Raw genomic sequence first — 26653 nt, forward strand, 5'->3', positions numbered from 1 at the left:
TTTGCTCGGAACCCGACATTTCGCGTTAAACTTCGCGGATTTTCAGCGCGGAATTCAGCATGCTCCCTACTTCGCCCTCCACTCCCGTCGTCGCGGTCATCGGTGGCGGCCCCGCCGGACTGATGGCCGCCGAGCGTCTGGCTCAGGCCGGACTGACTGTGCGAGTTTACGACGCCATGCCGTCGGTGGGCCGCAAATTTCTGCTGGCTGGTATCGGCGGTATGAATATTACCCATTCCGAACCCGCCGAGCCGTTCGTCGGCCGCTACCGCACGGCTGCCTCCTGGGTCGGCGAGTGGTTGCGACGACTGGATGGCCCGGCCCTGCGCGAGTGGATTCACGGGCTGGGTATCGATACCTTCATCGGCTCCTCCGGCCGGGTGTTTCCCACCGATATGAAGGCCGCTCCGCTGCTGCGCGCCTGGCTCAAACGCTTGCGCGAGTCCGGCGTAACCCTGCATCCGCGCCACCGCTGGCTGGGTTGGGATGCGCAGCAACAACTGCTGTTCGACACGCCGGAAGGCCCGCTACCGATAACGGCCGATGCCGTGGTGCTGGCCCTGGGAGGTAGCAGCTGGGCGCGCCTGGGTTCGGATGGCGCCTGGGTGCCTTGGTTGAGCGAACGGGGCGTCGAGGTGCGCGATCTGCGCCCGGCCAATTGCGGATTCATCACGGTCTGGAGCGACCATCTGCGCCAGCGCTTTGCCGGCCAGCCGCTGAAACAGGTCATCGCCCGCGTGGTTGCTGTCGATGGCCAATCCCATGAACGCCGCGGCGAATGCATAGTGACCGAGGATGGCCTGGAAGGCAGTCTGATCTATGCCTTGTCGGCCGAGCTGCGTGGGCTTATTGAGCATCAGGGTCAGGCTGAACTACGGCTCGATCTTGCCCCCGACCGCAGCCAATCGCAGTTGGCCAGCCTGCTGGCCCAGCCGCGCAAAGGGCAGAGCCTGGCGGCGGTGCTGCGCAAGCGCGCTGGACTCGACCCATTGAAAACCGCGTTACTGCACGAGTGCCTGGGCAAGGACCAACTGGCGGACTCACAGCGCCTGGCCGCCGGCATCAAGGCTTTGCCCGTTCGGCTGATTGGCACCCGGCCGCTGGACGAAGCCATCAGCAGCGCCGGCGGCGTTAGCGCCCAGGCGCTGGATGAGCGCTTGATGCTGAAGAGTCTGCCGGGCATATTCTGTGCCGGCGAAATGCTCGACTGGGAAGCTCCCACTGGCGGTTACCTGCTCACCGCGTGTTTTGCCAGTGGGCTGGTGGCGGCGGAAGGGGTAATCGAGTGGCTGGGAGCGTCGAGTTCTGCCTCGACCAACGGTAACGCCTGACACTGCGCTGGCCGCGTGAAACCCGGCGGTGGCGGAGTGACTTGCAGGGAAAGCTGTCGAGCTGGTGCTCGACAATCCCAGAAGCGAGTTTCGTTGAGACTGTAGTCCGGGCAGATGGCCCCTGGGAGGGTCGAGCACCAGCTCGACCAACGGAGCGGCAGGAAGAATCAGGGCGCCAACCGCTCCCGTCGCCAATCATCCCCATCCCGGCAAAAGCGCAGCCGATCATGCAAGCGACTCGGCCGCCCCTGCCAGAATTCGATCATCTGCGGCACCACGCGGAAGCCGCCCCAGTGCGGTGGGCGCGGCGGTGGCGCGGCGGCGTATTGTGCTTCGACCTCGGCAAGCCGCTGCTCCAGCACCTCGCGCCCGCTGATTACCTCGCTCTGCGGCGAGGTCCAGGCGCCCAGGCGACTGCCCAAGGGCCGGCTGTGATAATAGATATCGGATTCCTCATCCGTCACTACCTCGACCGCACCCTCAATGCGCACCTGCCGCTCCAGGTCCGGCCACCAGAAGGTCATGGCCGCCTTCGGGTGGGCTAGCAACTGCTGACCCTTGGCACTCTGGTAATTGGTATAGAACACGAACCCACGCTCATCGAAGCCCTTGAGCAGCAAGGTACGCAGGTGCGGTTGCCCCTCGGCATCCACCGTGGCCAGCATCATGGCGTTCGGTTCAGTGGACTCCACCTCCACCGCCTGGCTGAACCAGGTGCCGAACAGGGCAAAGGGATCTGCCGGTGCCTGGCTTTCCAGCAGCCCGTCCCGGGTGTAGTTGCGGCGCATATCGGCAATGCTGAGCTTCATTCACGTACTCCTGAAAATGATAAGGCTAGCCTAGCACCGCGGCCGGGCAACGACCATTGACCTAGCTCAATCCTGCTCACGCAGGCAGCGATACACCGCCCGGCTCAGCTCGCCGGCCCGCGGATCGGTCAGCACGTAGGGCCCCATGGTATTGGTGACATAGCCAAAACCGACCTGGGCATCCGGATCGGCAAACCCCAGCGCGCCACCGGCGCCCGGGTGACCGAAGGCGTTGGCGCCCATGCCGAAACTGCCGCCCTGCCACTCCTGCTCCAGCATGACACCGAGGCCAAAGCGAGTCGGGCAACGCAGGGTGCGATCCATGCCGACACTGTGCTCCCGGCGCAGCAGCGCAACCAACTCCGCATCGAGCACATGCACACCGTCCAGGCTGCCGCCGTGGGCCAGCACTTGCCAGAACCGCGCCAGTGAGCGGGCGTTGCCGGTGCCATTGGCGGACAGGATCTGGGCCTGTTGCCATGCCGGTTTGTTGGTACTGGTCTGCAGACTGGTCGGGTTGCCGAAGGCTTTCCAGGCCAGCCCCTGTGGATCCCCCATGGCGGCAAACAGATCTCGGGCATACTGATCACCGTGCTGATTGCGCAACCGGGAAACATGGGCAATACGCGACAGGTCCTGGTCGGCCACGCCGACATGGAAGTCCATGCCCAGCGGAGCGCAAATATGCTCGCGCAGATAATCACCGGGCATCTGTGCGGTCAGCCGGCGCAGGGGCTCGCCGATCAACCAGGCATAGGTCAGCGGGGCGTAGCCGTGCATCTCGCCGGGCGTCCACCAGGGCTCCTGGGCCACGACCGCATCGGTCATCGCCTGCCAGTCGAACAGCGCCTCGGGTTCCAGCGGCGCGCTGATGGCGGAGAGGCCAGCCCGATGGCTGAGCAATTGGCGCAGGGTTATCTGCGCCTTGCCGGCCTGGGCAAATTCCGGCCAGATATCCGCCACCCGGTCATCCAACCCGATGCGCCCGGCCTCGACCTGCTGCAGCAGCGCCACCGCGCCCAGCGGCTTGGTGCAGGAAAACACATTGATCAGTGTGTCCTGCTCCCAGACCCGGCTGTTGTCCTTGTCCATCACGCCCTGCCAGAGGTCCAGCACGGTGTCACCACCGACAGTGACGCACAGCGCCGAGCCCCGCGCCTGCGGGTCGGCCTGCTGCTGGGCGAACAGCTCACGTACGGATTCAAAGCGGGGATCAAAATAACCTTGGACCTGAGTCATGCGTGCTCTCTTCTTGTTGTCTGAATCAGTCGATTTCCCGGCGGAACGGGGGTAATGCATTGAGGATTGCCTTGCCGTAGCGCTGGGTGACCAGGCGCCGATCCAGCAGCGTCACCGTGCCGGTATCCTGTTCGGTACGCAGCAGCCGGCCGCAGGCCTGGATCAATCGCAGGCTGGCATCGGGCACGGCAATTTCCATGAAGGGATTACCGCCGTTGCGCTCGATCCATTCCGACAACGCCGCCTCGACCGGATCATCCGGCACCGCGAAGGGAATCTTGGCGATCACCACATGCTCGCAGTACTTGCCGGGCAGGTCGACGCCTTCGGCGAAGCTGGCCAGACCGAAGATGACACTCTGCTCGCCCTTGTCGATCCGGCCGCGGTGCTGGCGAATCAGCTCCTGCTTGGACAGATCACCCTGCACCAGCACACGCTCGCGGAAGTCCGCCGGCAGGCCGGCATATACCTCCAGCATCTGCCGGCGGGAGGAAAACAGCACCAGGCTGCCGCGCTCGTGCTCCAGCATGGTCGGTAGATGTTCGATGATCGACGCGCTGTGGCCGGCGTTGTCCCGCGGGTCGGCACCATGGTTCGGTACCCGCAGCACACCGCTTTCGGCATACCGGAACGGGCTCGGCGCCAGGGTGCATACCGCGCTCTTCGGCAAACCGGCGCGATGACTGTAACGGTCGAAGCGGCCGAGGGCGGTGATGGTGGCCGAGGTGACCAGCGCGGCGAAGGCGCTGTGCCAGAGATACTGGCGCAGGGTGTCAGCGGCCAGGATCGGGCTGACGTGGACTTCCAGATCGTTCTGCTCGGTCAGGGTCAGCCAGCGCGCGGTCGGCGGCTTGTCTTCCGGATCTACCAGGCTGAACTGGGTCCACAGCGTCCAGTTGCCCTCGGCCCGCGCCTGCAATGCGCCGAACAGCGGATACCATTCCTCGGCCTGGGTCTGGTGCACGCCTACCACCTCACCATCCATGGCCTCCTTGAGCGTGTCGACCATGCGCTGCAACAGATCACTGATACGCCCGAAGCCAGCCTTGAGCTCCAGCGACATTTCGCGCAGATGCTCGGGTACCACGCCATGTTCAAAGCGATGCTGCGGCCGCACCTGGCCGGAAAAGTCTTCGGCGCTGGCAAAGTCCGCCACCTCGCCCAGCGCCTGGCTCATGAATTGCTGATGCGGCTTGAGTTCGCGCGCCTGCTGCGGCACCTGCTCCAGCAGCCGGCCAAAATCACCCGGCAGCGGATGCTGCGCCAGCAACTTGCTCAGGTTCTTGTCCAACTGATCCAGCCAGTCGGCAGTGGCTGCCATGCGCGTGTGATGGGCGAAGTGGGCTATGGCCTTGTCCGGCAAGTGGTGGCCTTCATCGAATATATAGAGACATTCACGCGGGTCCGGCAGGATCGCTCCGCCCCCCAGCGCCAGGTCGGCCAACACCAGATCGTGATTGGTGACGATCACATCGATCTTCTGGATGCCCTCGCGGGCCTTGTAGAACACGCATTGGTTGAAATGACCGCAGCGGCGGTTGGTGCACTGGATATGGTCAGTGGTCAGCCGCGACCAGTCCTGGTCCTCCAGCGCCTCGGGCCAGGAGTCGCGCTCGCCATCCCATTTGTTGGTGCCCAGCGCCTCGACCATGCGGGTGTACAGCTTGAGCCCGGCCTCATCCACGTCGATGCGGAAACCTTCCTCCGCAAAGCCCTGCTGCTGGGCGGCCAGCGATTGGTTATCCTGCAGCAGCTGATCCAGCTTGGACAGGCAGACATAGCGCCCACGGCCCTTGGCCAGCGCGAAATGAAAGTTCAGCCCGGCGTTGCGCTGGATATCCGGCAGATCCTTGAGCACGATCTGCTCCTGCAGCGCCACCGTGGCGGTGGAGATGACCAGCGGCTTGCCCAGGTGCTTGGCGATGGGAATTCCAGCCAGACAATAGGCCACCGTCTTGCCGGTACCGGTGCCCGCTTCCACCACCGCCACGGCTGGTTCGCCATCGCGATGCCCCTCGTCGTCCAGCGCGACGCCGCCGAACAACTTCGCCACCTCGGCAATCATCACCCGTTGGCCATAACGCGGCTTGAGCGACTTGTTTTCGAGGAAGGTGCGGTAGGCCGTCTGGATCTGGCCTTTGAGATCATCGTTGAGCATGGGGTCTCCGAAGCAGAGCGCGGATGATACCATCTTGCGGCGATTATCAGCCCGGCAGACCAGACAGGTGACGAAAAATGCCACAGAGTTCAACCATGACCGCCTGCCCCTGCGGTGACGGCAAAGCCTATGCCGAATGCTGTCAGCCGTTGCACCAGGGCCAGCCAGCGGCAACCGCCGGACGGCTGATGCGTTCGCGCTACAGCGCTTATGCGCTGGGATTGATCGACTACCTGGTCGCCACTACCCTACCCGCCCAGCAATCGCGGCTGGAGCGCCAGGCCATGACCGAGTGGAGTCGCAACAGCCACTGGCTGGGCCTGAGCGTCGAGCAGGAAGATTCCGAGCCCACCGCCAACCGCGCACAGGTCACCTTCACTGCCCGCTGGGCCGACCCTGATGGCAGTCAGCACAGTCACCAGGAATGTTCGGATTTCTGCAAGCTCGGCGAGCGTTGGTATTTCATTGACCCCAATCATTCGCTGGATATCGGCCGCAACGATCCCTGCCCCTGCGGCTCAGGTCGCAAATTCAAGCAGTGCTGTCGTTACTGATTCCGCCGCTGGCTCAGCCTTCGTCGGCCAGGCGCAGATGGCCGGTGTCCGGTGCAGCCGGAGGCGGCGGCGCCCTCACCTGCTCCAGATCACTGCCGGGCGGCGCCAGGCTCAGGGCGGACAGGTCGAGATCCGGCGGCGCGGGGTCAGCGTAGCTGTCCTGCATATCCGCACCCAGAGGCGCGATTGGCAGATCCGGCGCATCGACATCCTTGAACGCTGCCATGTATTCATCCCGCGGTTGAACCGCAGCCCGCTGTTGCCGTTGGGGTGAAGCAACCGGTGGGGGCGTTGCGGCGGACGACGGCTCGGCCGGACTATCTGCCATGGGGCAGATATCACAGAGCGCACCCGCCCGCTCGATGGCTTGGCGGTATTTCTCCGCAGCGGCCTGATCCAACCCCTGCTTGATGACGATCCGGCGCCCCGAGAACAGCATCTCCAGTTGCCGGTCACCTACCTGAAACAGCTGACCGATACGCGCCCGAGCCTGTTCAGGCGCGACATCCGCACGCACCTGACCATGGAAAACCACCTCGAAAACTGCCATCTTGTCACTCCCTTGCCTAGATTAGGGGTTAGTATCTGCCGAACGCCGATAACTTTTCAAATAATGGCATGCGGTTAAAACGGAGGGGGTTCCATTTGATGATTCGTTCATATGGTTTGATGCTGACGGTACTGCTGACCGGTTTGTTCAGCCTCAATGGCTGCGCCGTCTTCGATCGCTCCTATACCGAACCGGAAGTCCACCTGGCCAATGTAGAGATGCTCAAATCCAATCTCTGGGAGCAATCCTTCCGCCTGCGGCTGCGAGTGGATAACCCCAACGACCGCAACCTGCCAGTGCGTGGCATGCACTACCAGGTCTATCTGAACAATATGCGCCTGGCCACCGGGGTGACCGACCGGGCTTTCGACGTACCGGCCTACGGCACGGAATATTTCGATGTGACGGTGCGTTCGAATATCTGGCGCCATCTGAGCGACCTGCTGAAGCTGGTGGAGCACCAGAAACCGATCGATTACCGGATCGAAGGGCACATCAGCACCGGACTGTTCCTCTCGCCCAAGCTGACCCTGCGGGAAGAAGGTACCATTAACCCTTCAGACATGAGTTTTTAAGGTCTCGTCCCATGACAATCAATGACTGGCTGATCATTCTCGGCCTGATCACCATCTTCGCCCTGGCGCTGTATGCCGTGATCCTCTGGCGCCGGGTGTGGCGCAATCAGCAGCGCCTGGCCAAGCAGGAGCAGGAACGCAATACCCGGCTGGAGGGCGACATCAGGATATTGGCGCAAAGTCTGCTCAGTGGTCAGTTGCCGCTGATCGAGGGTGCGATCCGCATCAAGGTCCTGCTGGATAATTACAGCGGGCAGCGGCGGGCCGATGTGGATCTACAGGTGTTCGAGACCATCTACGATGCCACCGCGCATATCCCCACTCATCAAGCGTGGACGGAACTGCCCAAGGCCCAGCGCCGGCTGCACGAACGGCAGATGGAAACCCTGGAAGCCCAGCACCGCAGCGAAGTGGTACAGGTCGCCAGGGTGCTGAGCAGCGGTGTGCGCCCGGCTACGTCAGGCGCAGCCGGCAAGGATCAGACGGCCGAATAACCGCCGTCCACTGCCACCGCCTGGCCGGTCACGTGGCGCGAGGCGTCACTGGCGAAGAACAGCGCCAGCCCCTTGATATCATCCTCACCGCCAACGCGCCCCAAAGGCGTGTTGCGGATGATCGTCTCGGATACGTGATCCAGCCCCTTCGCCAGTTTGGTGGGGAAGTAGCCCGGGCAGATGGCATTGACGTGGATACCATGGGCACCCCACTCGCCTGCCAGCGCCCGCGTCAGGTTGATGGCTGCGGCCTTGCTGGTGTTGTACGCGACGGTGAACACACCGGTATTGGGGCCATTGCCCTTGAGACCGGCGATCGAGGCGATGTTGATGATCTTGCCCGAGCGCTGGGGAATCATGAACCGGCGCGCCACTTCCTGGGCCATCAAAAAGCAGACATCCACGTTCAGGCCCATCACCTTCTGCCAACCGGCATAGCTGTGTTCGGCCGCAGGCTGACCCCAGGTGGTGCCCGCATTGTTGATCAAGATATCCACAGTGCCGAAGCGCGCCTCGGCCGCGTCGACCAGGGTAGCAACCGGGTTACCCTCGGGCTTGCCCAGGTCACAGGCGATGCCGCCGGCCTCGATGCCCCGTGCATTCAATTGCGCCACCACCTCTTCAACCTCGGCGGGGTTACGCGCGTTGAGGAAAATCTTCGCTCCCTGCTCGCCCAGCGCCTCGGCCATTTGCAAACCCAGGCCCTTGGTTCCGCCAGTGATCAGGGCAACCTTGCCGGTCAGATCGAACAACTGCATTACACTCATGATGAATCCTCTTGTTTTAATCGCCAGTCAGGCCAGTGATCATAGCGCCCGCCACGGCTGAGACAGACCATCAGTGAGCTCAGTGATATGTCACCCTGCACCGGTGTTATCATGTGCCCTCTTGAAAACGGAGCTTCCATGGCTGAACACGACTTCCGGCGCACTGCGCTCAACCCCTCCCACACTCTGATCGAATGCCGCACGCTGGCCGGCGGACTGTATCAGGTCACCGGCCAGGGCGGTGGCATCCAGCCGGGTGATACGCTGATCTGCACGGTCAAGGGCAGCAAGGACCTGCCACTGCCTCTGGTGGTGGGCAAGGTGCGTTATCTGATCAACCCGGCCGGGCAGTGGACCGCCACCGCCAACGGTCCGGACCTGCGCGGTCAGATGGTGTTGGGCTGGTCGATCAAGTGTGATGAGTGCAGCAAGGAGCAGGCGTTCGAATTTCTCGCCGCGGAGAAAGATGACCTGCCCCAGCGCACCCGCAAGGCGGTGCAGCGGATCAGCGAACTTGGCTGGACGCCTCGGGACGACAACCATCTGTGCCCGCAGTGCAGCAAGGCTGCCCGTTCAGAACAGTAGCAACTGCTCACCCAGCGGGCTGTGGGCATTATCCAGCCGTACACCAACGCCGATCAGCCGCACCGGCCGACCACCCCGGGCAAAGGCCTGGCTGCAAAGATCGGCGAACCCCTGGGGCGTGATTGGCGCCCCGGCCTGTTCCAGGGTGGTCTGGGTGAAATCGTGGAACTTGAGCTTGATGAAGGGTTTGCTCACCCGATAGCCACCGTCCAGCCGTCCCAGGCGCTGGGCCAGCTTGTCCAGCAGCGGTGGCAAGGCACCGAGGCATGACTGCAAATCCGGCAGGTCGTGTTCATAGGTATTCTCCACACTCACCGATTGCCGCACCCGCTCCACCACTACCGGGCGGTTATCAATACCCCGCGCCAGCTCCCACAGACGCTCACCAAAACTGCCGAACTGACGGGCCAGATCCTGTTTGCGCCATTGGCGCAGCTCACCGCAGGTATCCACACCGAGCTTGTGCAGACGCGCCGCCGTTACCTTGCCCACCCCATGCAGCTGGTTTACCGGCAGCGCCAGTACAAAGTCATCCACCTCCTCGGGCAAAATGACTTTCAGGCCATCGGGCTTGTTCCAGTCACTGGCGATCTTGGCCAGAAACTTGTTCGGCGCCACGCCGGCGGAGACGGTAATGCCCTGACTGTCCTGGACCCGTTGGCGAATTTGCCGGGCGATCAGGGTCGCACTGCCCTGGCATGCCGACGAATCGGTCACATCGAGAAACGCCTCGTCCAGCGACAGCGGCTGCACCAGCGGCGTGTATTCATGAAAAATGGCCTGAATGGCCACGGAAACCTCTTTATAGACCTGCATCCGACCGGACACGATCAGCAGATCCGGGCAGAGCTTCTTTGCATAGGCCGAGGCCATGGCCGAGTGCACGCCATAAGCGCGCGCCTCGTAATTGCAGGTGGCGATGACCCCGCGCTTGCCCGGATCGCCGCCGACCGCCAGGGGCCGGTTGCGCAGGCGCGGGTCATCACGCATCTCTATGGCCGCGTAGAAGCAATCGCAGTCGATGTGGATGATCTTGCGCAAGGTAATCCGTCCGGCCGGGTTTGCCGGACATTGTACATCAGACCATCACCACCCGATTACGCCCGGCACGCTTGCCCCGATACAATCCTCTATCCACCCGGCGCAGCGTCTCGCTGATGTCCGTCTCATCATCCAGCACCGCCGAAATGGAAAAGGTCGCTGTGAGCCGCCGTGGCTCACCCTGCAAACTCACCGGCGTATTTTCCAGCGTCTGCCTGAGCCGCTCGATGACCCGCTCGGCCTCCGCCGGCCCCGTATCCGGCAGCAGAATGATGAACTCCTCTCCGCCGAAACGCCCCACCACATCCCCTTCCCGGAGCTGGTTGGTGAACAGCGTGGCAACATGCTTCAGCGCCATATCGCCACAGTCATGGCCCAGTTCATCATTCAACGCCTTGAAATAATCCAGATCGACCATGGCCACGCAGATGGCCGTACCCTGACGCCGACACCGCTCACGCTCGCGGCGAAACAGCATTTCATACTGGCGGCGATTGAACAGCCCGGTCAGTGGATCTGTCGTCGCCTGGCGCTTGAGTTCCTGCTCCAGCAACTTGCGGCGCTCCACTTCCTCCTCCAGCGCGAGGTTGGCCTCCTTCGCCTGATTGAACATCGCATACTGCCGGCGCTGTACCATCTGCAACTGTTGCGCGCCGAAATAGCCGGTGGCCACGGGTAACATCAGAATAAAGAACGCGCCAAAGAGAATGTCCACACTGCGCCCGTTCCAGGCCATGCAGCTGAGCGTCAGCACCACGCCAGTCACAGCAGCCAGTAAAGTCAGCAGCAGGCGGTTGGGTACGAACAGGAACATCGACAGCAACATCAGGCCGATGACGCCGATGGTAAAAGCGGCCACCTCCGGCAGCAGAAAGTACACCGGCATGAATAAAAAGAAACCGGCAATCTCCAGCACGGTAACCACACGCCCGCTGGAAACCAACTGCGGCTTGCGGCCCAGCATGAAGACAAAGATGAACAACATGCCGGCTTGCAGCACTCGGCAGACCAGCAACGTCACGAAATCATCAGACCAGCCGAGGCTTAGCCAATCCTGCCCGGCAAATAACAGCAGCAAGCTACCCCAGACAATCAGCGCTACCCGCAAACTGCGCGCCGCCAAGGGCCGGATATAAGCTCGAAAGGCCTGCTCTTCCGACGGATCGGTGAATTCCGCCGAGAATGCAGAAATCTGGTAGGGCTTAGTGGAATCGTTCATAGACATCCCTTTATTCTTTCAAGCCATATAGCACGCCTGATCCCGTCACGGAAGTCTCCCACCACCTCCCGGCCGAAGCAATTGAATGATGTCACAACAACATCAAGCTGTCTTATGAAAATGGTATAGCCGCCCCACTCGCCCCCTGAAAATTCTTTTTGCATCAATTGCTTGACAGCCCTTCTTAAATCCGTAGAATGAGCCACCTCAGACGCGGGGTGGAGCAGTCTGGTAGCTCGTCGGGCTCATAACCCGAAGGTCGTAGGTTCAAATCCTGCCCCCGCAACCAACATAGAAAATGCCTCGGATGGTCACCCATCCGAGGCATTTTTGCATCTGCGCTCTGCTCCTTTTTCCCCTCGTTTCATAGCAGTAAAGCTGCCCTGGTTGCCAAGTGACATCCGGAAACTCACCGGCACCTTCATCGCCGGTATCCATTGCTATACTCCATAGCCTTGCCCCGTCTACCGCAAGACTTAGCACCAACGCAGCAGTATCGGGACGTTGTCGATCAAGCCGGGAGTTCTATGTGAAAAAAACCGTCATCCTCACCGCCTGCGCGAGCCTGCTGTCCGTCGCCAGCCTGCAGGCCGATACCTCCGTCGAATACGGCCCGGAATTGCAGGGCTTTGAATACCCCTACCCCGTCGAGCACTTTGCCTTTACCTCCCAGCAACAATCGCTGGACATGGCCTACATGGACGTCAAACCGACTACCGAGGCCAATGGCCGGACGGTGGTGTTACTGCACGGCAAAAACTTCTGCGGCGCCACTTGGGAACAGAGCATCAAGGAGCTGAGCCAGGCCGGTTATCGCGTCATCGCGCCGGATCAGATCGGCTTCTGCAGCTCCAGCAAACCGCGCGGCTACCAGTTCAGCTTTGCGCAACTGGCCGATAACACGCACGCTCTGCTTGAGGAGCTGGGTGCGCACAAGACCACCGTTGTCGGCCACTCCATGGGCGGCATGCTGGCCGCACGCTTCGCGCTGCAGTTCCCTGAACAGGTCGAGCAACTGGTACTCGTCAACCCGATCGGCCTGGAAGACTGGCAGCAAAAGGGCGTGCCCTACGCCACCATCGACCAGCTCTATCAAGGGCAGCTGAAAACCACCTATGAAGGCATCAAGAACTACCAGCTGAAGTACTACTATAACGGCGAGTGGAAGCCTGAGTACGACCGCTGGGTCGAGATGGCATACGGCATGTACGCCGGCCCCGGCAAGGAAATCGTCGCCTGGAATCAGGCGCAGACCGCCGAGATGCTGTTCACCCAACCGGTAGTCCATGAGTTCCCGAACATTCAGGCGCCGACCCTGCTGTTGATTGGCGGCAAGGATCGCACCGCCCCCGGTGCCAATCGCGCGCCCGAGGCCGTTGCCGAGCAGCTGGGCCAGTATCCCCAACTAGGCCAGGCAACCGCCGAGGCCATTCCCAACGCAACACTGGTGGAGTTTCCCGAGTTGGGACACTCACCGCAGGTGGAGGCACCGGAGCAGTTTCATGAGGCTTTGCTAAAAGGTCTTGCCCAACTGAACAAGTAGCTCCTTCCTCAGCCGCTCAACAATGAGGCGCCTGGTGCGCCTCATTCGCTACCAAAGCTCATTGCCTGCCGCGAACCGGCCCTGCGCGTTGCCACAGGTCAACGTGCGGGTATGCCTCATGCCCGCTTTACCAAACACCTTAGGAAGGATGGATCCGACCTATGCCGAGGATGACGGGGCTTGAAATCCTTCTTGACCCTGCTGCGGCATTGCTTTACAAAGATTAGAATAATTACTCCAATCCCGCCCGGAGCTTTTTCAGTGGATAGTAGCCCTTCCCGTAGCGACATCGAGGCGCCTCTGGCTTCGTTACTGAAGCAGCAGCGCAATGCTTTTCAGGCCGATCCCATGCCTTCGCTGGCAACTCGGCTGAGTTGGCTGAAACGACTGCGCACAGTTCTGGCAGATGAACAGGAAGCGTTGGCTGAGGCGGTGAGTCGGGATTTCGGTAACCGTTCGCGGGATGAGACGCTGTTTGCCGAGATACTGCCCAGCCTGCAATCCATCGATCATGTCTGCAAGCATCTGCGCCGCTGGATGAAACCGTCACGACGCCCACTGGGCATCGCCTTTCAACCGGGCTCGGCTCAGGTGTTCTATCAACCGCTGGGCGTCGTCGGGGTGATAGTGCCCTGGAATTATCCGATCTTTCTGGCCATCGGCCCGCTGCTCGGTGCGCTGGCGGCGGGTAACCGGGTAATGATCAAGATGAGTGAATCAACCCCGGCTACGTCCCAACTGGTCAAGGAGCTATTGGCCAGAGCCTTTCCAGAGGATCAGGTTGCTGTGGTGCTGGGCGAGGCTGATGTGGGTGCAGCTTTTTCACGCCTGCCCTTCGATCACCTTTTATTCACCGGCGCCACCAGCATTGCCCGACATATTCTGCACGCGGCGGCGGATAACCTGACCCCGGTAACGCTGGAACTGGGTGGCAAATCACCGGCCATTGTCTCGGCAACGGTACCGTTGGACGACGCTGCCGAACGCATCGCCTTCGGCAAGACCATGAATGCCGGGCAGACCTGCGTGGCGCCGGACTATGTACTGGTGCCGGAAGCGCGGGTGGACGCATTTGTCGAGGCTTACCGCAAGGTGATCAGCCGGTTCTATCCGCAGCTCAGTGATAGCCCCGACTACACCAGCATCATCAATCCGCGCCAGCAGGCGCGATTGAACAGTTATCTGGAGGACGCCCAGACCAAGGGTGCCCGACTGCTCCCCTTGTTCGCCGAAGGTCAGGAGCGACGTTTGCCCCCTACCCTGCTGCTGGATGTCAGCGATGACATGCTGGTGATGCAGGATGAGATATTCGGCCCATTGCTGCCAATCGTGCCCTACCGGCAGATCGACGACGCCATCGCCTATATCAATGCCCGTCCGCGCCCGCTGGCGCTCTACTATTTTGGCTACGACCGGGGTGAGCAACAGCGGGTAGTGGAGCAGACCCATTCCGGCGGCGTGGGCCTGAACGAGACCCTGCTGCATGTCGCGGTATGCGACCTGCCCTTTGGCGGTATCGGGCCTTCCGGCATGGGCCATTACCATGGTCATGAGGGGTTTCTGACCTTCAGCAAGGCCAAGGGGGTATTGCGCAAGCCGCGCTTCAATGCCACGCGGGTGCTGTATCCGCCCTACGGCAGCGCCATGCAGAAGTTGTTGCGCAAATTGCTGATTCGCTGACCAACTCACCCGGCCAAGGACAACAATAATAATGCCCGACACCACTGCAGACGCCCCCGGCATAAATCGTCGCCAGTTGCTCAAATTGGGATTATTCGGCACCGCCGTCCTGACTACCGTCGGCGGCATCGCCAGCCTTGGCGGTTGCTCGGCCGATACCCCCGCGCAGGGTTTCCAGCAACTGCGCAAGGATGATCTGCCCATGTTGCGTCGGGTAATCCCAGTGGTGCTGGTTGGCGCGCTCCCGGCAGAGCAACAGGCCGCCATTGTAGAAGGCGTTCTGCTGGCGCTCGACAACAACCTGAATCAGTTGTCACCCAGCCTCAACACCCAGCTGTTGCAGCTGTTCGATCTGCTGACTCTGGGCGTCACGCGCGGCGCAGTAACCGGCATCTGGGGCTCTTGGGAGAATGCCAGCGACGAGGCGGTGCAAGCCTTCCTCAAGCGCTGGGAAAACAGCTCCTTCGCCTTGCTGCAACAAGGCCAGAACGCTCTGACCAATCTGATTCTGCTGTCCTGCTACAGCACCCCGGCGTCATGGCCGCAATGCGGCTATCCAGGCCCGCCGCGCATCTGAACAGGAGAGCCCCTGCATGCCCATTCCGGATCTGTTCACCGAAGGACTCAAGCGCGACTGGAAAGTGACCAACGCTGCACAACTGGAGCAGGATCTGACCCTGGAAGCGGATATCGCCATCGTCGGCAGCGGCGCCGGTGGTGCCACCAGCGCGGAAATACTCAGCGCAGCCGGATTCAAGGTCTTGCTGATAGAGGAAGGCGGCCTGTTCACCAGCAGTGATTTCAAGCTGCAGGAACATGAGGCCTACCCCGACCTGTATCAGGAAGGGCTGGGGCGCATGTCGAAGGACGGCGCCATTACCATCCTGCAGGGCCGCGCCGTCGGCGGCACTACCCTGGTCAACTGGACGTCCTGCTTCCGCACGCCCGAGCCCACCCTGGCGCATTGGGCCAGTGAGCATGAGGTACTTGGGCACAGCGTAGAAGAGCTGACACCCTGGTTCGCTCGTATGGAAGAGCGCCTGGGCATCAGCCCCTGGGCCATGCCGCCCAATGCCAACAACGACGTGCTGCGCCGTGGCTGCGAGAAGCTCGGGCTGCATTGGCAGGTCATCCCACGCAACGTGCGCGGCTGCTGGAATCTCGGCTATTGCGGTCTCGGCTGCCCAACCAACGCCAAGCAGTCCATGCTGGTCACCAGCATCCCGGCGCTGCTGGATAATGGCGGCGAGCTGATCTACCTCGCCCGGGCCGAGCGTCTGCAGCTGGACGGTGGCCGTGTAACCGGGCTCGAGTGCGTAGCCATGGATGAGCGCTGCGTCGCGCCGACCGGTCGGCGGATCCAGGTTCACGCCCGGCATTACATCCTGGCCGGCGGCAGCATCAATACCCCAGGTTTGCTGCTGCGCTCCGAAGCGCCCGATCCGCATGGCATCCTCGGCAAGCGCACCTTCCTGCACCTCACGACCTTTTCCTGGGCGCAGTTCGACCAGCAGATCAATCCCTTCTATGGCGCTCCCCAGTCCATTTATTCCGACCATTTCCAGTGGCAGGACGGTGCCACCGGCCCGATGGGCTACAAACTGGAGGTGCCGCCCATGCAACCTGGCTTCAGTGCTACGGTCCTCGGCGGCACGGGCGTGGCCAATAGCGAGCTGATGCAGCAGCTACCCAACGCCAACATGATGATTGCCCTGCTGCGCGATGGCTTTCACCCGGACAGTTCACAAGGTGAAGTGCAGCTGCGCAGCGATGGTTCCCCGGTGCTGGATTACCAGTTGACCGATTACACCTGGGAGGCCGTGCGGCGCACCTATCAGAGCATGGCCGAGATCCAGTTTGCCGCCGGCGCCCGCACCGTGACTCCGGTGCACAATGATGCTCGCCCGGCAAGCAACTTGGCCGAAGCGCAGGAGATGATCGACGCGCTCGACCTGCGCCGCTTCAAGGCCCGTCTGGGCAGCGCCCACGTCATGGGCGGCTGCGCCATGGGTGAAGACGCCAGCCGCGCCGTCACCGACAGCCTTGGCCGGCACCACCAGCTGGAGAATCTGTCGATTCACGACGGCTCGCTGTTCCCTACCAGCATCGGCGCCAACCCGCAGCTGTCGATCTATGGGCTGACAGCCAGGTTATCCAGCCTGCTCGCCGAGCGGTTAGCCGGTTAGCCGGTTAGCTGCACTCTTGAAAACGGAGAATAATAATGAACAAACAACGTTATGCCATAGGCTTGCTGGCTGCCAGCCTGTGCCTGCCACTTATCGCATCTGCCGATGGCCAACCAGCAGAACCCACCACCGTAAAGGCCAACGCAGCCGTATTGCAGCAACTGGACTTCAGTGACCGCAAGGCCTTCGAAGATGCCCGCCGCGGTTTTATCGCCGCCCCGGCAGACGGCCCGCTACGCAACCCGGATGGCAGCACCGCCTGGGATATGAGCGCCTATGCCTTCGTTGAAGGAGAAGCTCCAGACACGGTGAACCCCAGCCTGTGGCGTCAGGCTCAACTGAACGGCATCCATGGGTTGTTCAAGGTCACCGACGGGATCTACCAGATTCGCGGCATGGATCTGGCCAACATGACCGTCATCGAAGGTCAGACCGGGCTGATCATCATCGACCCACTGCTGTCGCCCACCACCGCCAGAGCCGCCCTGAACCTCTATCTCGAACACCGCCCCAGCAAACCGGTGGTGGCGGTGATCTACACCCACAGCCATGTGGATCATTTTGCCGGGGTGCGCGGCATCGTCAGCGATGAGGACATCCAACAGCAGCGCGTGCGCATCTACGCGCCAGAAGGCTTCATGGAGCACGCGGTAAGCGAGAACGTGATTGCCGGCAACGCCATGACCCGTCGCGCCATGTACATGTACGGTACCGAACTGGACGCCAGCGCTACCGGGCATGTCGACAATGGCCTGGGCAAGGCACTGAGCCATGGCGCGCTGACACTCATTCCGCCCACCGACATCATTACCGCCAATGGAACCAAGGTGATCGACGGGGTCGAGGTCGAATTTCACCTGGCCCAGGGCAGTGAAGCACCCGCGGAGATGATGATGTATTTTCCCGCAGCCAGGGTGCTCAACACCGCCGAAGTCACCTCTCATCAGCTGCACAATATCTATACCCTGCGCGGCGCCGAAGTGCGCGACGCCAGCCTCTGGTCACGCTATATCGATGAGGTTCTGGAGAAATACGGGCCGCGCACCGACATTCTGATGGCCCAGCACCACTGGCCGGTCTGGAATCAGGACGATGCCCGGCACTTTCTCGCCGTGCAACGCGATCTGTACAAATTCATTCACGACCAGAGCGTACGGCTGATGAACCAGGGCTACCGCCCCGACGAAATTGCCGAGCAGCTCACGCTGCCCGCCAGCCTGGCGAAGGAATGGATCGCCCGCGACTATTACGGCACCCTGCGCCATAACGCCCGCGCCATTTACCAGAAGTACCTGGGCTGGTATGACGCCAACCCGGCCAACCTCAACCCTCTGCCGACGCAGGAAGCAGCACGCAAGGCCATGGAGTACATGGGTGGTATCGAGCAGGTAGTTTCCCGCGCCCGGCAGGACTTCGACCGCGGCGAGTACCGCTGGGTAGCCTCGGTCATGAGCCAGGCGGTGTTCGCCGAACCGGATAATCAGGCTGCCCGGCAACTGAATGCCGCAGCGCTTGAACAACTCGGCTACCAGGCCGAATCCGGCCCCTGGCGCAATGTCTACCTGTCCGGTGCCATGGAGTTGCGCAACGGGACGGCACAACAGTCTGCCGGTGCCATTGCCACCGATCTGCTGCAGGCGCTGGACTCCGGCATGTTCTTCGATCTGCTCGGCGTACGCCTGAATGGTCCCAGGGCCGAAGGCAAGCAGATGCTACTGAACTGGAGCTTCACTGACACGGACGAACAGTTCCGCCTCAACCTGCAGAACGCCACGCTGACCTGGCTGCCCGAGCGCAGCGCGCCGGATGCCGACGCCAGCATCACTATGACCCGGGCAACGCTCAATGCTATCCTGACGCAACAGAACAGCTTTCCAGCGGCCATCAAGTCCGGAGATATCCGCATCGAAGGCAATCCGCAAGTCTTTCTCGAGTTGCTGAGCCTGATGGATAACTTCACCCCGGACTTCGCGCTGATCGAGCCGATCACCGACTAAGCGACAGCCCCTCGGTCACTTCTCCAGTGACTGAGGGGAGCTGCCCAGCGAAACAATGAGAGACCTGACTATGGCTGCAAAGCCAAGCACCCGCGACCGTATCCTGCAAGCCAGCCTGCACCTGTTCAATACCCAGGGCGAGCGCAACATCACCACCAACCACATCGCCAGCCACCTGGGCATGTCACCCGGCAACCTCTATTACCACTTTCGCAACAAACCCATGATCGTTGCCGAACTCTTCAACGAGTTCGAAAGCAAGATGGAGGTTTTCTTTACCTTGCCAGCAGAGGCCAGCGTCACCCTGGAAGACAAGGCTTGGTATCTGGAAAGCCTGCTGGACCTGCTGTGGCAGTTTCGCTTCATGCATCAGGGCCTGGAATACCTGCTCGAAGCCGACCCCGAACTGGCCACCCGCTATCGGCAGTTCGCCCAGCGCAGCTTGCGCAGCACCCAGCACATCTATCAGGCCTTTGCCGACGCGGGCATCCTGTTGCTGAGCCCGCAGCAGGCGGAGTCCCTGAGTATCAATGTGTGGATCGTGCTGAGTTCCTGGATGCAGTTTCTGACGACCACCCGGGGTATCCAGTCCGATCTGGATGAGCAGCTCATGCGCCGCGGCATCTATCAGATACTGGTTCTGGAAGAAGGGTATGTGGCACCCGAGTACCAAGAGGCGGTCAGCGCCCTGCGCGACCGCCTCTATGTGCCGCTGGGAGAGATCAGCGACGGCGACGACGCAGTCGCGTCCGCAGCCACCAGCCAAGCAGCAGCACCAGAATGACCGCACCCAGCAGCAGCTGGTGGCCATGACGGTCAAGCAACTGTTCACGGGCGTTGCGGTTCAGCTGTTCCCAGGCGTTGTAGTCCTCCGGCACCTCGACGAGCCCATGCTCGGCCACGAAACTGTGATAAGCCTCCATCAGCGCAGCGACACGTTCGGGCTGCTGAGCTGACAGGTCGTTACGCTCCAGTGGATCATCCTGCATGTTGAACAACAGCATGCCGGCACGTGAAGCAATGGCGCTGGAATTCGATACCACCAGTTTATAGTCGCCCTGCCAGATGGCTATGCCGCCGGCCAGTTCGTAGACAACCACCTCGTCGTCTGCATGAATGCGGTCACTCTCTCCACGCAGTAGCGGCGCCATGCTGGTGCCCATGATGCGATGCACCTCGCGTCCCTGATACTCACCGTCCGGCACCGCGGTGTTACTCAGCTCCAGCAGCGTGGGGGCGATATCAGTCACATAACCGAAGGCTGAGGTGCGCGAGCCCGGCTCGATCACCCCCGGATACCGCACGATCATCGGCACCCGCAGCCCGCCATTGAAAGGCGAGCCCTTGTAGGAGTAAAACGGCGTGTTGGCGGCATAGCCCCAACCGGGACCATATTCGCTCCAGCTGCCGGGGCGGCCCAGGTCCGCATAGTCCTGATCGTAGCGCAAGCGGTAGAACAGCGGCGCTATTTCGGTCAGTACCGTGGACTCGGCGCCATTGTCGCTCATGAAGACAATCAGCGTGTTGTCATAATCGCCACTGGCCTTGAGGTGACTGATGACCCGGCCGATGCTTTCGTCCATGGCTTCGGCCATGCCTGCGTAGACCGCCATCTGCCGGGCGCGATAGGCGCGCTCTTCGTCGCTGAGGCCGTCCCAGTCGATTGGCTGGGTATCATAAAAAGTGCCCCAGTCGTTGCTGATGACCGACTCGGCAGTGCGGGGCAGCAATCCCATGGCGGTCAGCCGTTCATAGCGCTGCTGGCGAAGCACATCCCAGCCACCCTGGTAGGTATCGGCGTATTTTTCCACATAGGCTTCGGGCGCATGATGCGGCGCGTGCACGGCCTGGAATGCGAGGTAGGCAAAAAATGGCTTCTCACTGCCCTGCTCACTGCTCAGGTATTCGATCAGCTTGTCGGCATAGTAGAACGACGAATAGAAATCATCCGGCAGACTGATCGGCTGACCATCTTCAACCCAGGTCGCCGTGCCGGCGGGCAGGTAGTGCTTGGCTTCCCAGTTGTCAGCCCCGCTTTCAAGCAGGGCCACCGAACGATCAAATCCCCTGGCGTTGGGCAAGCTCTCCGGCCGTGAGCCCAGATGCCATTTGCCGGCCATATAAGTGCGGTAGCCGGCATCTCGCAGCAGGGTCGGCAAGGTCACGGCCTGATCATTGAGCCAGGTTTCGTAACCGGGCTGGCCTTTCTGGTTGTCGGCCATGATCTCCTTCATGTTGCCCATGCCGACCTTGTGGCTGGTGACGCCGGTCATCAGCATCGCCCGCGTCGGGGAGCAGGTCGCGGCCACGTTGAAGTTGCTGAACTGGATACCTTCGGCAGCCAAGGTATCGATATTCGGTGTACTGATCTCACCGCCGTAGACGCCAGGATCGGAAAACCCCATGTCGTCGGCGACGATCAACAGAATATTGGGGCGGGTGTCAGCCTGACCGTATAGCGGCGCGAGCAACGCAAGCGTGCCCAACAGCAGGGCCAGGGGAGGAAGTCTGAGCATGGTGTGCGATCTCGTCTGTCGTAGTTGTTATCCGTGTTCTTGATTATATAGAGCAATTACTCTACTTTGTAAACAAGCCGGCTGACCAACCCGCTCGGCGGATAGCTGCAAGTGCTTGATCAAGGCTCCAACGCAAGTCCAAAAACAACAGCAATTGGAGAAAGAAATGCATAAGACAAAAGCGCGGCTCTACGGCGTTGCCCTGAGCATGCTGGCGACCGGGGCAGCAGCCCAGAGCCTCAGCCAGTCGGAGATAGATCAGCTGAGCACCAACCTTACCCCCATTGGTGCGGAAAAGGCCGGCAATGCTGACGGCACCATCCCGGAGTGGACGGGCGGGTTGCCGCAGGACGCGGGCCAACCTCTGCCCAATCACTTCCTGGAAAACCCCTTCCAGGATGAACAGCCCGAGTTTGTGATCACCGCGAGCAACTACCAGCAATATAAAGACCAACTGACACCCGGTCAGGTGGCGCTGTTCGAGCGCTATCCCGACTCCTTCCGCATGCCCATCTATCCGTCCAGACGTACCGTCGGTTACCCGCAGGCGGTCTACGATCAGGTCAAAGAGACCGCCGGACAGGCCAGGTTGCTGAATGGTGGCGACGGTGTGGAAAACGTCAGGCCGGGCTCGTCTTTCATATTTCCGCTGCCCAAGTCAGGTGGCGAAGTGATCTGGAACCATATGACCCGCTATCGTTTGAATGCGCACCGCTGGTACATGCAGGTGATGCCGCAAACCAACGGTTCGTACACCTTGATCAAGCTGGAAGAGAATATCGGCTACCCCGAACAGATGCCGGATATCGACCCCACGACCATGCCCAACACCCTGCTGTTCTTCAAGCAGCAGATCAACGCACCCGCGCGCCTGGCCGGTAATGTCCTGCTGGTTCACGATACGCTGGATCAGCTGAAAGAGCCGCGCATGGCCTGGGTTTACAATGCCGGCCAGCGGCGTGTACGCCGCGCTCCGCAGGTATCCTATGATGGCCCGGGCAGCGCCTCCGATGGCATGCGTACCGTGGACAACTTCTCCATGTACAACGGCGCACCCGACCGGTACAACTGGACGCTGGTCGGCAAGAAGGAAGTCTATCTTCCGTATAACTCCGCCAAACTGACCACGCCAGGCCTGAAATACGCTGACGTCATCAAGGCCGGACACATCAATCCGGAGCATGCGCGCTTCGAGCTGCATCGCGTCTGGGAAGTACAGGGCAACGTGAAGGACGGACAGCGGCACATCTACAGCCAGCGAAATTTCTTCATCGACGAGGATTCATGGATGATTGGCCTGGCGGATCACTATGATGGCCGGGGCGCGCTATGGCGTGTGGCTGAAGGACACCTCAGCTTCAATTACCAGTACCAGATTCCCGGTTATGCCCTGGAAACCCTGTATGACATTATTGCCGGCCGCTACATAGCCCTTGGCATGTACACCGAGGAAGCCTCTGCCCCACAACTCGACGGCACACCGCCCACTTACAACCAATTTACCCCTGCTGCCTTGCGCGCTGCCGGCGTACGCTGATCGACCGGGGGTCGTATTCCCCGGATGATCCGCCGACTTGCTAGAATAGGCTCCTTTCATCCCGGGAATCGGCACATGGATATCAGTCTGGCCCGCACCTTTCTGGAGATCGTCCGCTGCGGCAGCTTTGTCGCGGCAGCGGAGCGGTTGCATGTCACCCAGGCTGCCATCACCTCGCGCATCCAGAGCCTGGAAAGCCAGCTCAACTGCACCCTATTCATCCGCAACCGCTCCGGCGCCAGGCTGACGGTCGACGGCGAGGCGTTCATTACCCATGCCACGCAGATGATCCAGGCCTGGGACAATGCCCAGCGCGACCTGCCGCTGCTGAAAGGTTTCAGTGATGTGCTGCACATTGGTGGCGAGGCCAGCCTGTGTACACCACTGATTCTGGATTGGGTGCGCGCGCTGCGACGGGAGATTCCAGAACATTCGGTGCGCGCCGAAATCGGCGACAGCAGCACCCTGATGCAACGCGTCGAACAGGGCTCGCTGGATGCGGCGCTGGTGTATCAACCGGAGTACCTGCCCGGTCTGCAGGTGGAAGAACTGCTGGAAGAAAAGCTCATCCAGGTGAGCCTGCCCGGCCAGCCGGAACCCTACGTCTACATCGACTGGGGCGAAGGCTTCCGGCGCCAGCACGACGCCGCCCTGCCCGACAAGGCCCGCGCCCCGGTCGCCTTCAACCTGGGCCCGCTGGCATTGCAATACATCCTTGAAGCCGGCGGCTCGGGCTACTTCCGCAGCCGGGTTGTCCAGAGCTATATCGACAATGGTCTGTTGGAGCCGGTCAACATGGCGCCGGAGTTCAGCTTTCCGACTTATCTGGTGTATTCGCGCCAGCGGGAATCGGCCATCCTCGACCAGGCGCTGAAACTGCTGCGCTCTCTCGCCCATACCAATCAGGATTGGTCCCAGCGCTGGATCCGATGATCTGAACCTGGCTTGCCGCAGCTTGCGATGAGCCAATAACAGACCTAGAATACGCCTCGCCCGCAGCAGGCTAACTCCCTCTAGCCCGCCGGCTTCCTTCCCCATCTGGTTCTGCTTTTCATGACAATGTCGAATACCGCCCACCAGGGCAGCTGGCTCAGCGTTGTTGCGCTGGCCCTGGCTGCATTCATATTCAATACCACCGAATTCGCCCCGGTGGCGCTGCTCAGCGACATCGGCGCCAGCTTCGGGATGCAACCCGAGCAGGTCGGCCTGATCCTCACCATCTACGCCTGGCTGGTCGCACTGATGTCGCTGCCGCTGATGCTGCTGACGCGCAATATCGAGCGTCGCCGGCTGCTGATGGGAGTCTTCATTCTGTTCATCATCAGCCATCTGCTGTCATTCGTGGCCTGGAGCTACGAGGTGCTGGTGATCAGCCGCATCGGGATTGCCCTGGCCCATGCCGTGTTCTGGAGTATCACCGCTTCGCTGGCGGTTCGCGTCGCCCCGCCGGGACGGGAAGCGCAAGCCCTGGGACTGCTAGCCACAGGCACCACCCTGGCCATGGTGCTGGGCATCCCGCTGGGTCGACTGGTCGGTGAAATGGTCGGCTGGCGAGTCACCTTCCTGGGCGTCGCCTTGATCGCCCTGCTGACCATGGTCGCCCTGGCACGCATGCTGCCGTTGCTGCCGAGCCAGAACAGCGGTTCGCTCAGCAGCCTGCCGGTACTGGTCAAGCGCCCGGCACTGATGGTGGTCTATGGCCTGGTAGTCATCTGTGTAACCGCCCAGTTCACCGCCTACAGCTACATAGAACCTTTTGCTCGGGACATTGCCGGCCTGTTCGGCAACCAGATCACCGGGCTGCTGCTGGTATTCGGTGGTGCCGGTCTGTTCGGCGCGCTGATCTTCAGCCGCTGCAGCCCCTTCTATCCGCGCAGCGTGCTGGTCGGCAGCATGTTCGCCCTGACCTTCTGCCTGTTGCTGCTGTTGGCGTCGGCCACGAACATCTGGACCCTGGGTATTCTGTGCTTCGTATGGGGTGCGGCTATTCTCGGATTGACGCTGGCATTGCAATCCCGCGTTCTGCGCATCGCCTCGGATGCTACTGATGTGGCCATGTCGCTGTTTTCCGGCCTGTACAACCTGGGCATCGGTGCTGGCGCGCTGCTCGGCAGCCAGGTGACCACGCATATGGGCCTGGCAAACGTCGGTTTGGTCGGCGGCGTGCTGGGCCTCGGCGGCCTGCTCATCTGCCTCACCGCCCTGTGGCGCCTGCCGCCGCAGATGCCGGTGACCCAGGCGGCATAAGCCGACGCGGATTTTTGGCGCCGGCGGCCCAGCGCTGCCGACGCCCTTTGCCTTTCAGAATACGCAAGACCATGGAAGGTCGAGCGAGCCCAGATTCTACGTCTTAACCTACTCCTCCCGCCCTCGCAACAAGTCCGCCAACGCCGCCAACGCCGGGATACTCAACGGCATCGTCTGCGCACTGCTGGCAATCGGATGCGAGGACAGCCGCACCATCACCATCCCCACCGCCGGGTTGATGTGGATCATCTGGCCATGCACACCCAGCGCTTCAAAGGCGCCATCCGGGTTGTGGCTGATCCACCACTGGTTGCGATAGGAATAGCCCGGCTGGAAATCGCGGCCGGCCGCCTTGAACTTATCCCGGTCACCACCCTCACGGATCTTTTCGATTGCCGCGGCGCTGATGATCTGCTGGCCGTTGACGCCTTGAACTTATCCCGGTCACCACCCTCACGGATCTTTTCGATTGCCGCGGCGCTGATGATCTGCTGGCCGTTGAATTCACCACCCAGCCTGACCATCTCCGCAAACCGCGCCAGATCCCGCAACGTCACGTTCAGACCCGCGCCCGCCCACTCGGCCCCCTTGGAGTCGAGCAGCATATACGCATCCTCTTCAGTTCCCAGCTTGCGCCACAGGCGTTGCTCAATCAACGCAGCGGTGGACATGCCAGTCACCCGCCGCAGAATCCAGCCCAGCACCTCGGTGTGGGTGGTGCGATAGCGAAACGATTGTCCATGTTCATCCACACCGGCAGCAATGGTGGGCAGATAACTGTACAGATCCCGCGCGCCCGGGTAGTCATGGGGCACCGGCCCCATACCCGCGGCCAGCGAATACTTGACCACATCGGAATTGCGATCAGCATAAACCTCGCTGTAATCGATATCCGCGGTCATATCCAGGACCTGCTGCACCGTCGCTCCACGCCAACCGCTGTTTTCCAGCTCTGGCAGATAGCTCGTGATCAGCGCCGCAGGATCCAGCTCGCCTTCTTCGATCAACTGTGTAGCCAGCAGCCCCACAAAGGACTTGGTCACCGACCAGAGAATATGCGGCTCATCCTCGGGCACGCCCGCTTGATAGCGCTCAAACAGGACCTTGCCGTGCTGCATGACCAGCACGCCATCAACATAGGTCGAATCCAGATATTGCCCGAAGCTCATCTGCTCACCATCAGGGCCGGTGAAAGTCAGATCGGCAATCTGCTGCTCCATCCCCTCGGCCTGCGGCAATACGGAAACAGCTTCATGACCACGCGCCACCCGCCGCGAAGGAAACAGCTCCCGGGCATGATGGAAACTCCAGCGCGGATTAGGATAAGGCCGCATGAAACCCGCCTGGGTTATCTGCTTATCGGCGGCTGGCGGGAAGCCCTGCATCAATTGCAATTGATCAGTGCGTACTGACTTGGGGTCGGGCAGATCGGCTGCGTTACCCTGTGCAGACAATAATACAGTGGTCAATGTCACCCCCAATATCGCTGATTTTTTCATGACGTAACTCGTTTAATTAATTATTTTTCTTTCTCAGAGACTATCCAAGTAAACACGCTACTACCAACGCCAGTGATTACATTCGACTCGTGAATATCGGCTGATTGAAGAGCTATGCGCAGGAGC

At 61.2% G+C, this 26653-nt stretch carries 24 protein-coding genes and 1 tRNA gene; 15 read left to right on the forward strand and 10 right to left on the reverse strand.

The features are described 5' to 3' along the window. Nucleotides 1-59 precede the first annotated feature (59 nt). Nucleotides 60-1331: a TIGR03862 family flavoprotein gene (locus tag QAO71_RS12865; protein WP_280164615.1), complete on the forward strand. Its 1272-nt coding sequence runs from the start codon at nucleotides 60-62 to the stop codon at nucleotides 1329-1331. 167 nt (nucleotides 1332-1498) lie between these two features. Here QAO71_RS12865 and pdxH read toward each other — a convergent pair whose 3' ends face one another. From pdxH to dinG, 3 genes are all read right to left on the reverse strand, one after another. After that, nucleotides 1499-2140: a pyridoxamine 5'-phosphate oxidase gene (gene pdxH / locus QAO71_RS12870; protein WP_074777851.1), complete on the reverse strand. Its 642-nt coding sequence runs from the start codon at nucleotides 2138-2140 to the stop codon at nucleotides 1499-1501. Between the two features lie 66 nt (nucleotides 2141-2206). After that, nucleotides 2207-3379, reverse strand: coding sequence for a serine hydrolase domain-containing protein (locus QAO71_RS12875; protein ID WP_074777849.1), 1173 nt, complete (start codon nucleotides 3377-3379; stop codon nucleotides 2207-2209). Nucleotides 3380-3404: 25 nt separating this feature from the next. Beyond that, complete coding sequence (dinG, locus tag QAO71_RS12880) at nucleotides 3405-5537, reverse strand: ATP-dependent DNA helicase DinG (RefSeq protein ID WP_280164616.1); 2133 nt, start codon at nucleotides 5535-5537, stop codon at nucleotides 3405-3407. A gap of 77 nt (nucleotides 5538-5614) precedes the next feature. Between dinG and QAO71_RS12885 the strand changes: the two genes are divergently transcribed. Then, nucleotides 5615-6091, forward strand: a complete 477-nt coding sequence (locus QAO71_RS12885) for a YchJ family protein (protein WP_280164617.1) — start codon at nucleotides 5615-5617, stop codon at nucleotides 6089-6091. 13 nt (nucleotides 6092-6104) lie between these two features. Here QAO71_RS12885 and QAO71_RS12890 read toward each other — a convergent pair whose 3' ends face one another. Then, the gene (locus QAO71_RS12890) at nucleotides 6105-6641 is read right to left on the reverse strand and encodes a hypothetical protein (protein WP_280164618.1); all 537 of its coding nucleotides are present in this window, start codon (nucleotides 6639-6641) and stop codon (nucleotides 6105-6107) included. Nucleotides 6642-6739: 98 nt separating this feature from the next. Here QAO71_RS12890 and QAO71_RS12895 point away from each other — a divergent pair, with 98 nt between their 5' ends. Both QAO71_RS12895 and QAO71_RS12900 read left to right on the forward strand, forming a co-directional pair. Further along, the gene (locus QAO71_RS12895) at nucleotides 6740-7216 is read left to right on the forward strand and encodes an LEA type 2 family protein (RefSeq protein ID WP_036988504.1); all 477 of its coding nucleotides are present in this window, start codon (nucleotides 6740-6742) and stop codon (nucleotides 7214-7216) included. Between the two features lie 11 nt (nucleotides 7217-7227). Beyond that, nucleotides 7228-7710 (forward strand): DUF2489 domain-containing protein, encoded by a 483-nt coding sequence (locus QAO71_RS12900; protein ID WP_280164619.1) that lies wholly within the window; start codon nucleotides 7228-7230, stop codon nucleotides 7708-7710. On the opposite strand, the gene QAO71_RS12905 is transcribed toward QAO71_RS12900, so the two are convergent. Beyond that, nucleotides 7695-8477: an SDR family oxidoreductase gene (locus QAO71_RS12905; RefSeq protein WP_036988501.1), complete on the reverse strand. Its 783-nt coding sequence runs from the start codon at nucleotides 8475-8477 to the stop codon at nucleotides 7695-7697. The genes QAO71_RS12900 and QAO71_RS12905 overlap by 16 nt on opposite strands. 138 nt (nucleotides 8478-8615) lie before the next feature. Here QAO71_RS12905 and QAO71_RS12910 point away from each other — a divergent pair, with 138 nt between their 5' ends. Beyond that, nucleotides 8616-9062 carry a hypothetical protein gene (locus tag QAO71_RS12910; RefSeq protein ID WP_036988500.1) on the forward strand — a complete coding sequence of 149 codons (447 nt, stop codon included), beginning with the start codon at nucleotides 8616-8618 and terminating at the stop codon, nucleotides 9060-9062. On the opposite strand, the gene dinB is transcribed toward QAO71_RS12910, so the two are convergent. Both dinB and QAO71_RS12920 read right to left on the reverse strand, forming a co-directional pair. Continuing rightward, nucleotides 9051-10109: a DNA polymerase IV gene (gene dinB, locus QAO71_RS12915; RefSeq protein WP_280165688.1), complete on the reverse strand. Its 1059-nt coding sequence runs from the start codon at nucleotides 10107-10109 to the stop codon at nucleotides 9051-9053. The two genes, QAO71_RS12910 and dinB, sit on opposite strands and share 12 nt — an antisense overlap. A 31-nt stretch (nucleotides 10110-10140) precedes the next feature. Beyond that, nucleotides 10141-11322, reverse strand: a complete 1182-nt coding sequence (locus tag QAO71_RS12920; protein ID WP_169304566.1) for a GGDEF domain-containing protein — start codon at nucleotides 11320-11322, stop codon at nucleotides 10141-10143. Nucleotides 11323-11534: 212 nt separating this feature from the next. Between QAO71_RS12920 and QAO71_RS12925 the strand changes: the two genes are divergently transcribed. From QAO71_RS12925 to QAO71_RS12955, 7 genes are all read left to right on the forward strand, one after another. Beyond that, nucleotides 11535-11611, forward strand: a tRNA-Met gene (locus QAO71_RS12925). Between the two features lie 240 nt (nucleotides 11612-11851). Then, nucleotides 11852-12865 (forward strand): alpha/beta hydrolase, encoded by a 1014-nt coding sequence (locus QAO71_RS12930; protein WP_280164620.1) that lies wholly within the window; start codon nucleotides 11852-11854, stop codon nucleotides 12863-12865. Between the two features lie 261 nt (nucleotides 12866-13126). Then, nucleotides 13127-14545 (forward strand): coniferyl aldehyde dehydrogenase, encoded by a 1419-nt coding sequence (locus QAO71_RS12935; protein WP_280164621.1) that lies wholly within the window; start codon nucleotides 13127-13129, stop codon nucleotides 14543-14545. A gap of 31 nt (nucleotides 14546-14576) precedes the next feature. Continuing rightward, nucleotides 14577-15122, forward strand: coding sequence for a twin-arginine translocation pathway signal protein (locus QAO71_RS12940; protein WP_280164622.1), 546 nt, complete (start codon nucleotides 14577-14579; stop codon nucleotides 15120-15122). Nucleotides 15123-15138: 16 nt separating this feature from the next. Continuing rightward, the gene (locus QAO71_RS12945; protein ID WP_280164623.1) at nucleotides 15139-16731 is read left to right on the forward strand and encodes a GMC family oxidoreductase; all 1593 of its coding nucleotides are present in this window, start codon (nucleotides 15139-15141) and stop codon (nucleotides 16729-16731) included. 35 nt (nucleotides 16732-16766) lie between these two features. Further along, nucleotides 16767-18728, forward strand: a complete 1962-nt coding sequence (locus tag QAO71_RS12950; protein WP_136868902.1) for an alkyl sulfatase dimerization domain-containing protein — start codon at nucleotides 16767-16769, stop codon at nucleotides 18726-18728. A 70-nt stretch (nucleotides 18729-18798) separates the two neighbouring features. After that, on the forward strand, nucleotides 18799-19512 hold the full coding sequence (locus tag QAO71_RS12955) for a TetR/AcrR family transcriptional regulator (RefSeq protein WP_074777833.1): 714 nt from the start codon (nucleotides 18799-18801) through the stop codon (nucleotides 19510-19512). On the opposite strand, the gene QAO71_RS12960 is transcribed toward QAO71_RS12955, so the two are convergent. Next, nucleotides 19451-21244, reverse strand: a complete 1794-nt coding sequence (locus QAO71_RS12960; protein WP_074777831.1) for an arylsulfatase — start codon at nucleotides 21242-21244, stop codon at nucleotides 19451-19453. The two genes, QAO71_RS12955 and QAO71_RS12960, sit on opposite strands and share 62 nt — an antisense overlap. A 166-nt stretch (nucleotides 21245-21410) precedes the next feature. Here QAO71_RS12960 and QAO71_RS12965 point away from each other — a divergent pair, with 166 nt between their 5' ends. From QAO71_RS12965 to QAO71_RS12975, 3 genes are all read left to right on the forward strand, one after another. Beyond that, nucleotides 21411-22781, forward strand: coding sequence for a DUF1329 domain-containing protein (locus QAO71_RS12965; RefSeq protein ID WP_280164624.1), 1371 nt, complete (start codon nucleotides 21411-21413; stop codon nucleotides 22779-22781). A 75-nt stretch (nucleotides 22782-22856) separates the two neighbouring features. Beyond that, nucleotides 22857-23714, forward strand: coding sequence for a LysR family transcriptional regulator (locus QAO71_RS12970; RefSeq protein WP_280164625.1), 858 nt, complete (start codon nucleotides 22857-22859; stop codon nucleotides 23712-23714). A gap of 126 nt (nucleotides 23715-23840) precedes the next feature. Beyond that, nucleotides 23841-25028, forward strand: a complete 1188-nt coding sequence (locus tag QAO71_RS12975; RefSeq protein ID WP_136869009.1) for a sugar transporter — start codon at nucleotides 23841-23843, stop codon at nucleotides 25026-25028. Between the two features lie 108 nt (nucleotides 25029-25136). Here the strand turns inward: QAO71_RS12975 and QAO71_RS12980 are convergent, their stop codons facing one another. Both QAO71_RS12980 and QAO71_RS12985 read right to left on the reverse strand, forming a co-directional pair. Then, nucleotides 25137-25289, reverse strand: coding sequence for a hypothetical protein (locus QAO71_RS12980; protein ID WP_280164626.1), 153 nt, complete (start codon nucleotides 25287-25289; stop codon nucleotides 25137-25139). Beyond that, complete coding sequence (locus tag QAO71_RS12985; RefSeq protein WP_280164627.1) at nucleotides 25274-26527, reverse strand: serine hydrolase; 1254 nt, start codon at nucleotides 26525-26527, stop codon at nucleotides 25274-25276. Before QAO71_RS12985 ends, QAO71_RS12980 begins: the two co-directional genes overlap by 16 nt. Nucleotides 26528-26653 lie beyond the last annotated feature (126 nt).

Origin of the sequence: Halopseudomonas sp. SMJS2 (genome assembly GCF_029866945.1) — a bacterium.
Taxonomy (GTDB): domain Bacteria; phylum Pseudomonadota; class Gammaproteobacteria; order Pseudomonadales; family Pseudomonadaceae; genus Halopseudomonas; species Halopseudomonas bauzanensis.

What these genes read in the sequence shown, in the direction of transcription:
- QAO71_RS12920 (WP_169304566.1), bottom strand. Translation starts at nt 11,322, where the DNA reads ATGAACGATTCCACTAAGCCCTACCAGATTTCTGCATTCTCGGCGGAA.
- dinG (WP_280164616.1), bottom strand. Translation starts at nt 5,537, where the DNA reads ATGCTCAACGATGATCTCAAAGGCCAGATCCAGACGGCCTACCGCACC.
- QAO71_RS12895 (WP_036988504.1), top strand. Translation starts at nt 6,740, where the DNA reads ATGATTCGTTCATATGGTTTGATGCTGACGGTACTGCTGACCGGTTTG.
- QAO71_RS12945 (WP_280164623.1), top strand. Translation starts at nt 15,139, where the DNA reads ATGCCCATTCCGGATCTGTTCACCGAAGGACTCAAGCGCGACTGGAAA.
- QAO71_RS12975 (WP_136869009.1), top strand. Translation starts at nt 23,841, where the DNA reads ATGTCGAATACCGCCCACCAGGGCAGCTGGCTCAGCGTTGTTGCGCTG.
- QAO71_RS12890 (WP_280164618.1), bottom strand. Translation starts at nt 6,641, where the DNA reads ATGGCAGTTTTCGAGGTGGTTTTCCATGGTCAGGTGCGTGCGGATGTC.
- QAO71_RS12910 (WP_036988500.1), top strand. Translation starts at nt 8,616, where the DNA reads ATGGCTGAACACGACTTCCGGCGCACTGCGCTCAACCCCTCCCACACT.
- QAO71_RS12875 (WP_074777849.1), bottom strand. Translation starts at nt 3,379, where the DNA reads ATGACTCAGGTCCAAGGTTATTTTGATCCCCGCTTTGAATCCGTACGT.
- QAO71_RS12970 (WP_280164625.1), top strand. Translation starts at nt 22,857, where the DNA reads ATGGATATCAGTCTGGCCCGCACCTTTCTGGAGATCGTCCGCTGCGGC.
- QAO71_RS12955 (WP_074777833.1), top strand. Translation starts at nt 18,799, where the DNA reads ATGGCTGCAAAGCCAAGCACCCGCGACCGTATCCTGCAAGCCAGCCTG.
- QAO71_RS12865 (WP_280164615.1), top strand. Translation starts at nt 60, where the DNA reads ATGCTCCCTACTTCGCCCTCCACTCCCGTCGTCGCGGTCATCGGTGGC.
- QAO71_RS12965 (WP_280164624.1), top strand. Translation starts at nt 21,411, where the DNA reads ATGCATAAGACAAAAGCGCGGCTCTACGGCGTTGCCCTGAGCATGCTG.
- QAO71_RS12960 (WP_074777831.1), bottom strand. Translation starts at nt 21,244, where the DNA reads ATGCTCAGACTTCCTCCCCTGGCCCTGCTGTTGGGCACGCTTGCGTTG.
- QAO71_RS12900 (WP_280164619.1), top strand. Translation starts at nt 7,228, where the DNA reads ATGACAATCAATGACTGGCTGATCATTCTCGGCCTGATCACCATCTTC.
- QAO71_RS12985 (WP_280164627.1), bottom strand. Translation starts at nt 26,527, where the DNA reads ATGAAAAAATCAGCGATATTGGGGGTGACATTGACCACTGTATTATTG.
- QAO71_RS12950 (WP_136868902.1), top strand. Translation starts at nt 16,767, where the DNA reads ATGAACAAACAACGTTATGCCATAGGCTTGCTGGCTGCCAGCCTGTGC.
- QAO71_RS12940 (WP_280164622.1), top strand. Translation starts at nt 14,577, where the DNA reads ATGCCCGACACCACTGCAGACGCCCCCGGCATAAATCGTCGCCAGTTG.
- pdxH (WP_074777851.1), bottom strand. Translation starts at nt 2,140, where the DNA reads ATGAAGCTCAGCATTGCCGATATGCGCCGCAACTACACCCGGGACGGG.
- QAO71_RS12885 (WP_280164617.1), top strand. Translation starts at nt 5,615, where the DNA reads ATGCCACAGAGTTCAACCATGACCGCCTGCCCCTGCGGTGACGGCAAA.
- QAO71_RS12905 (WP_036988501.1), bottom strand. Translation starts at nt 8,477, where the DNA reads ATGAGTGTAATGCAGTTGTTCGATCTGACCGGCAAGGTTGCCCTGATC.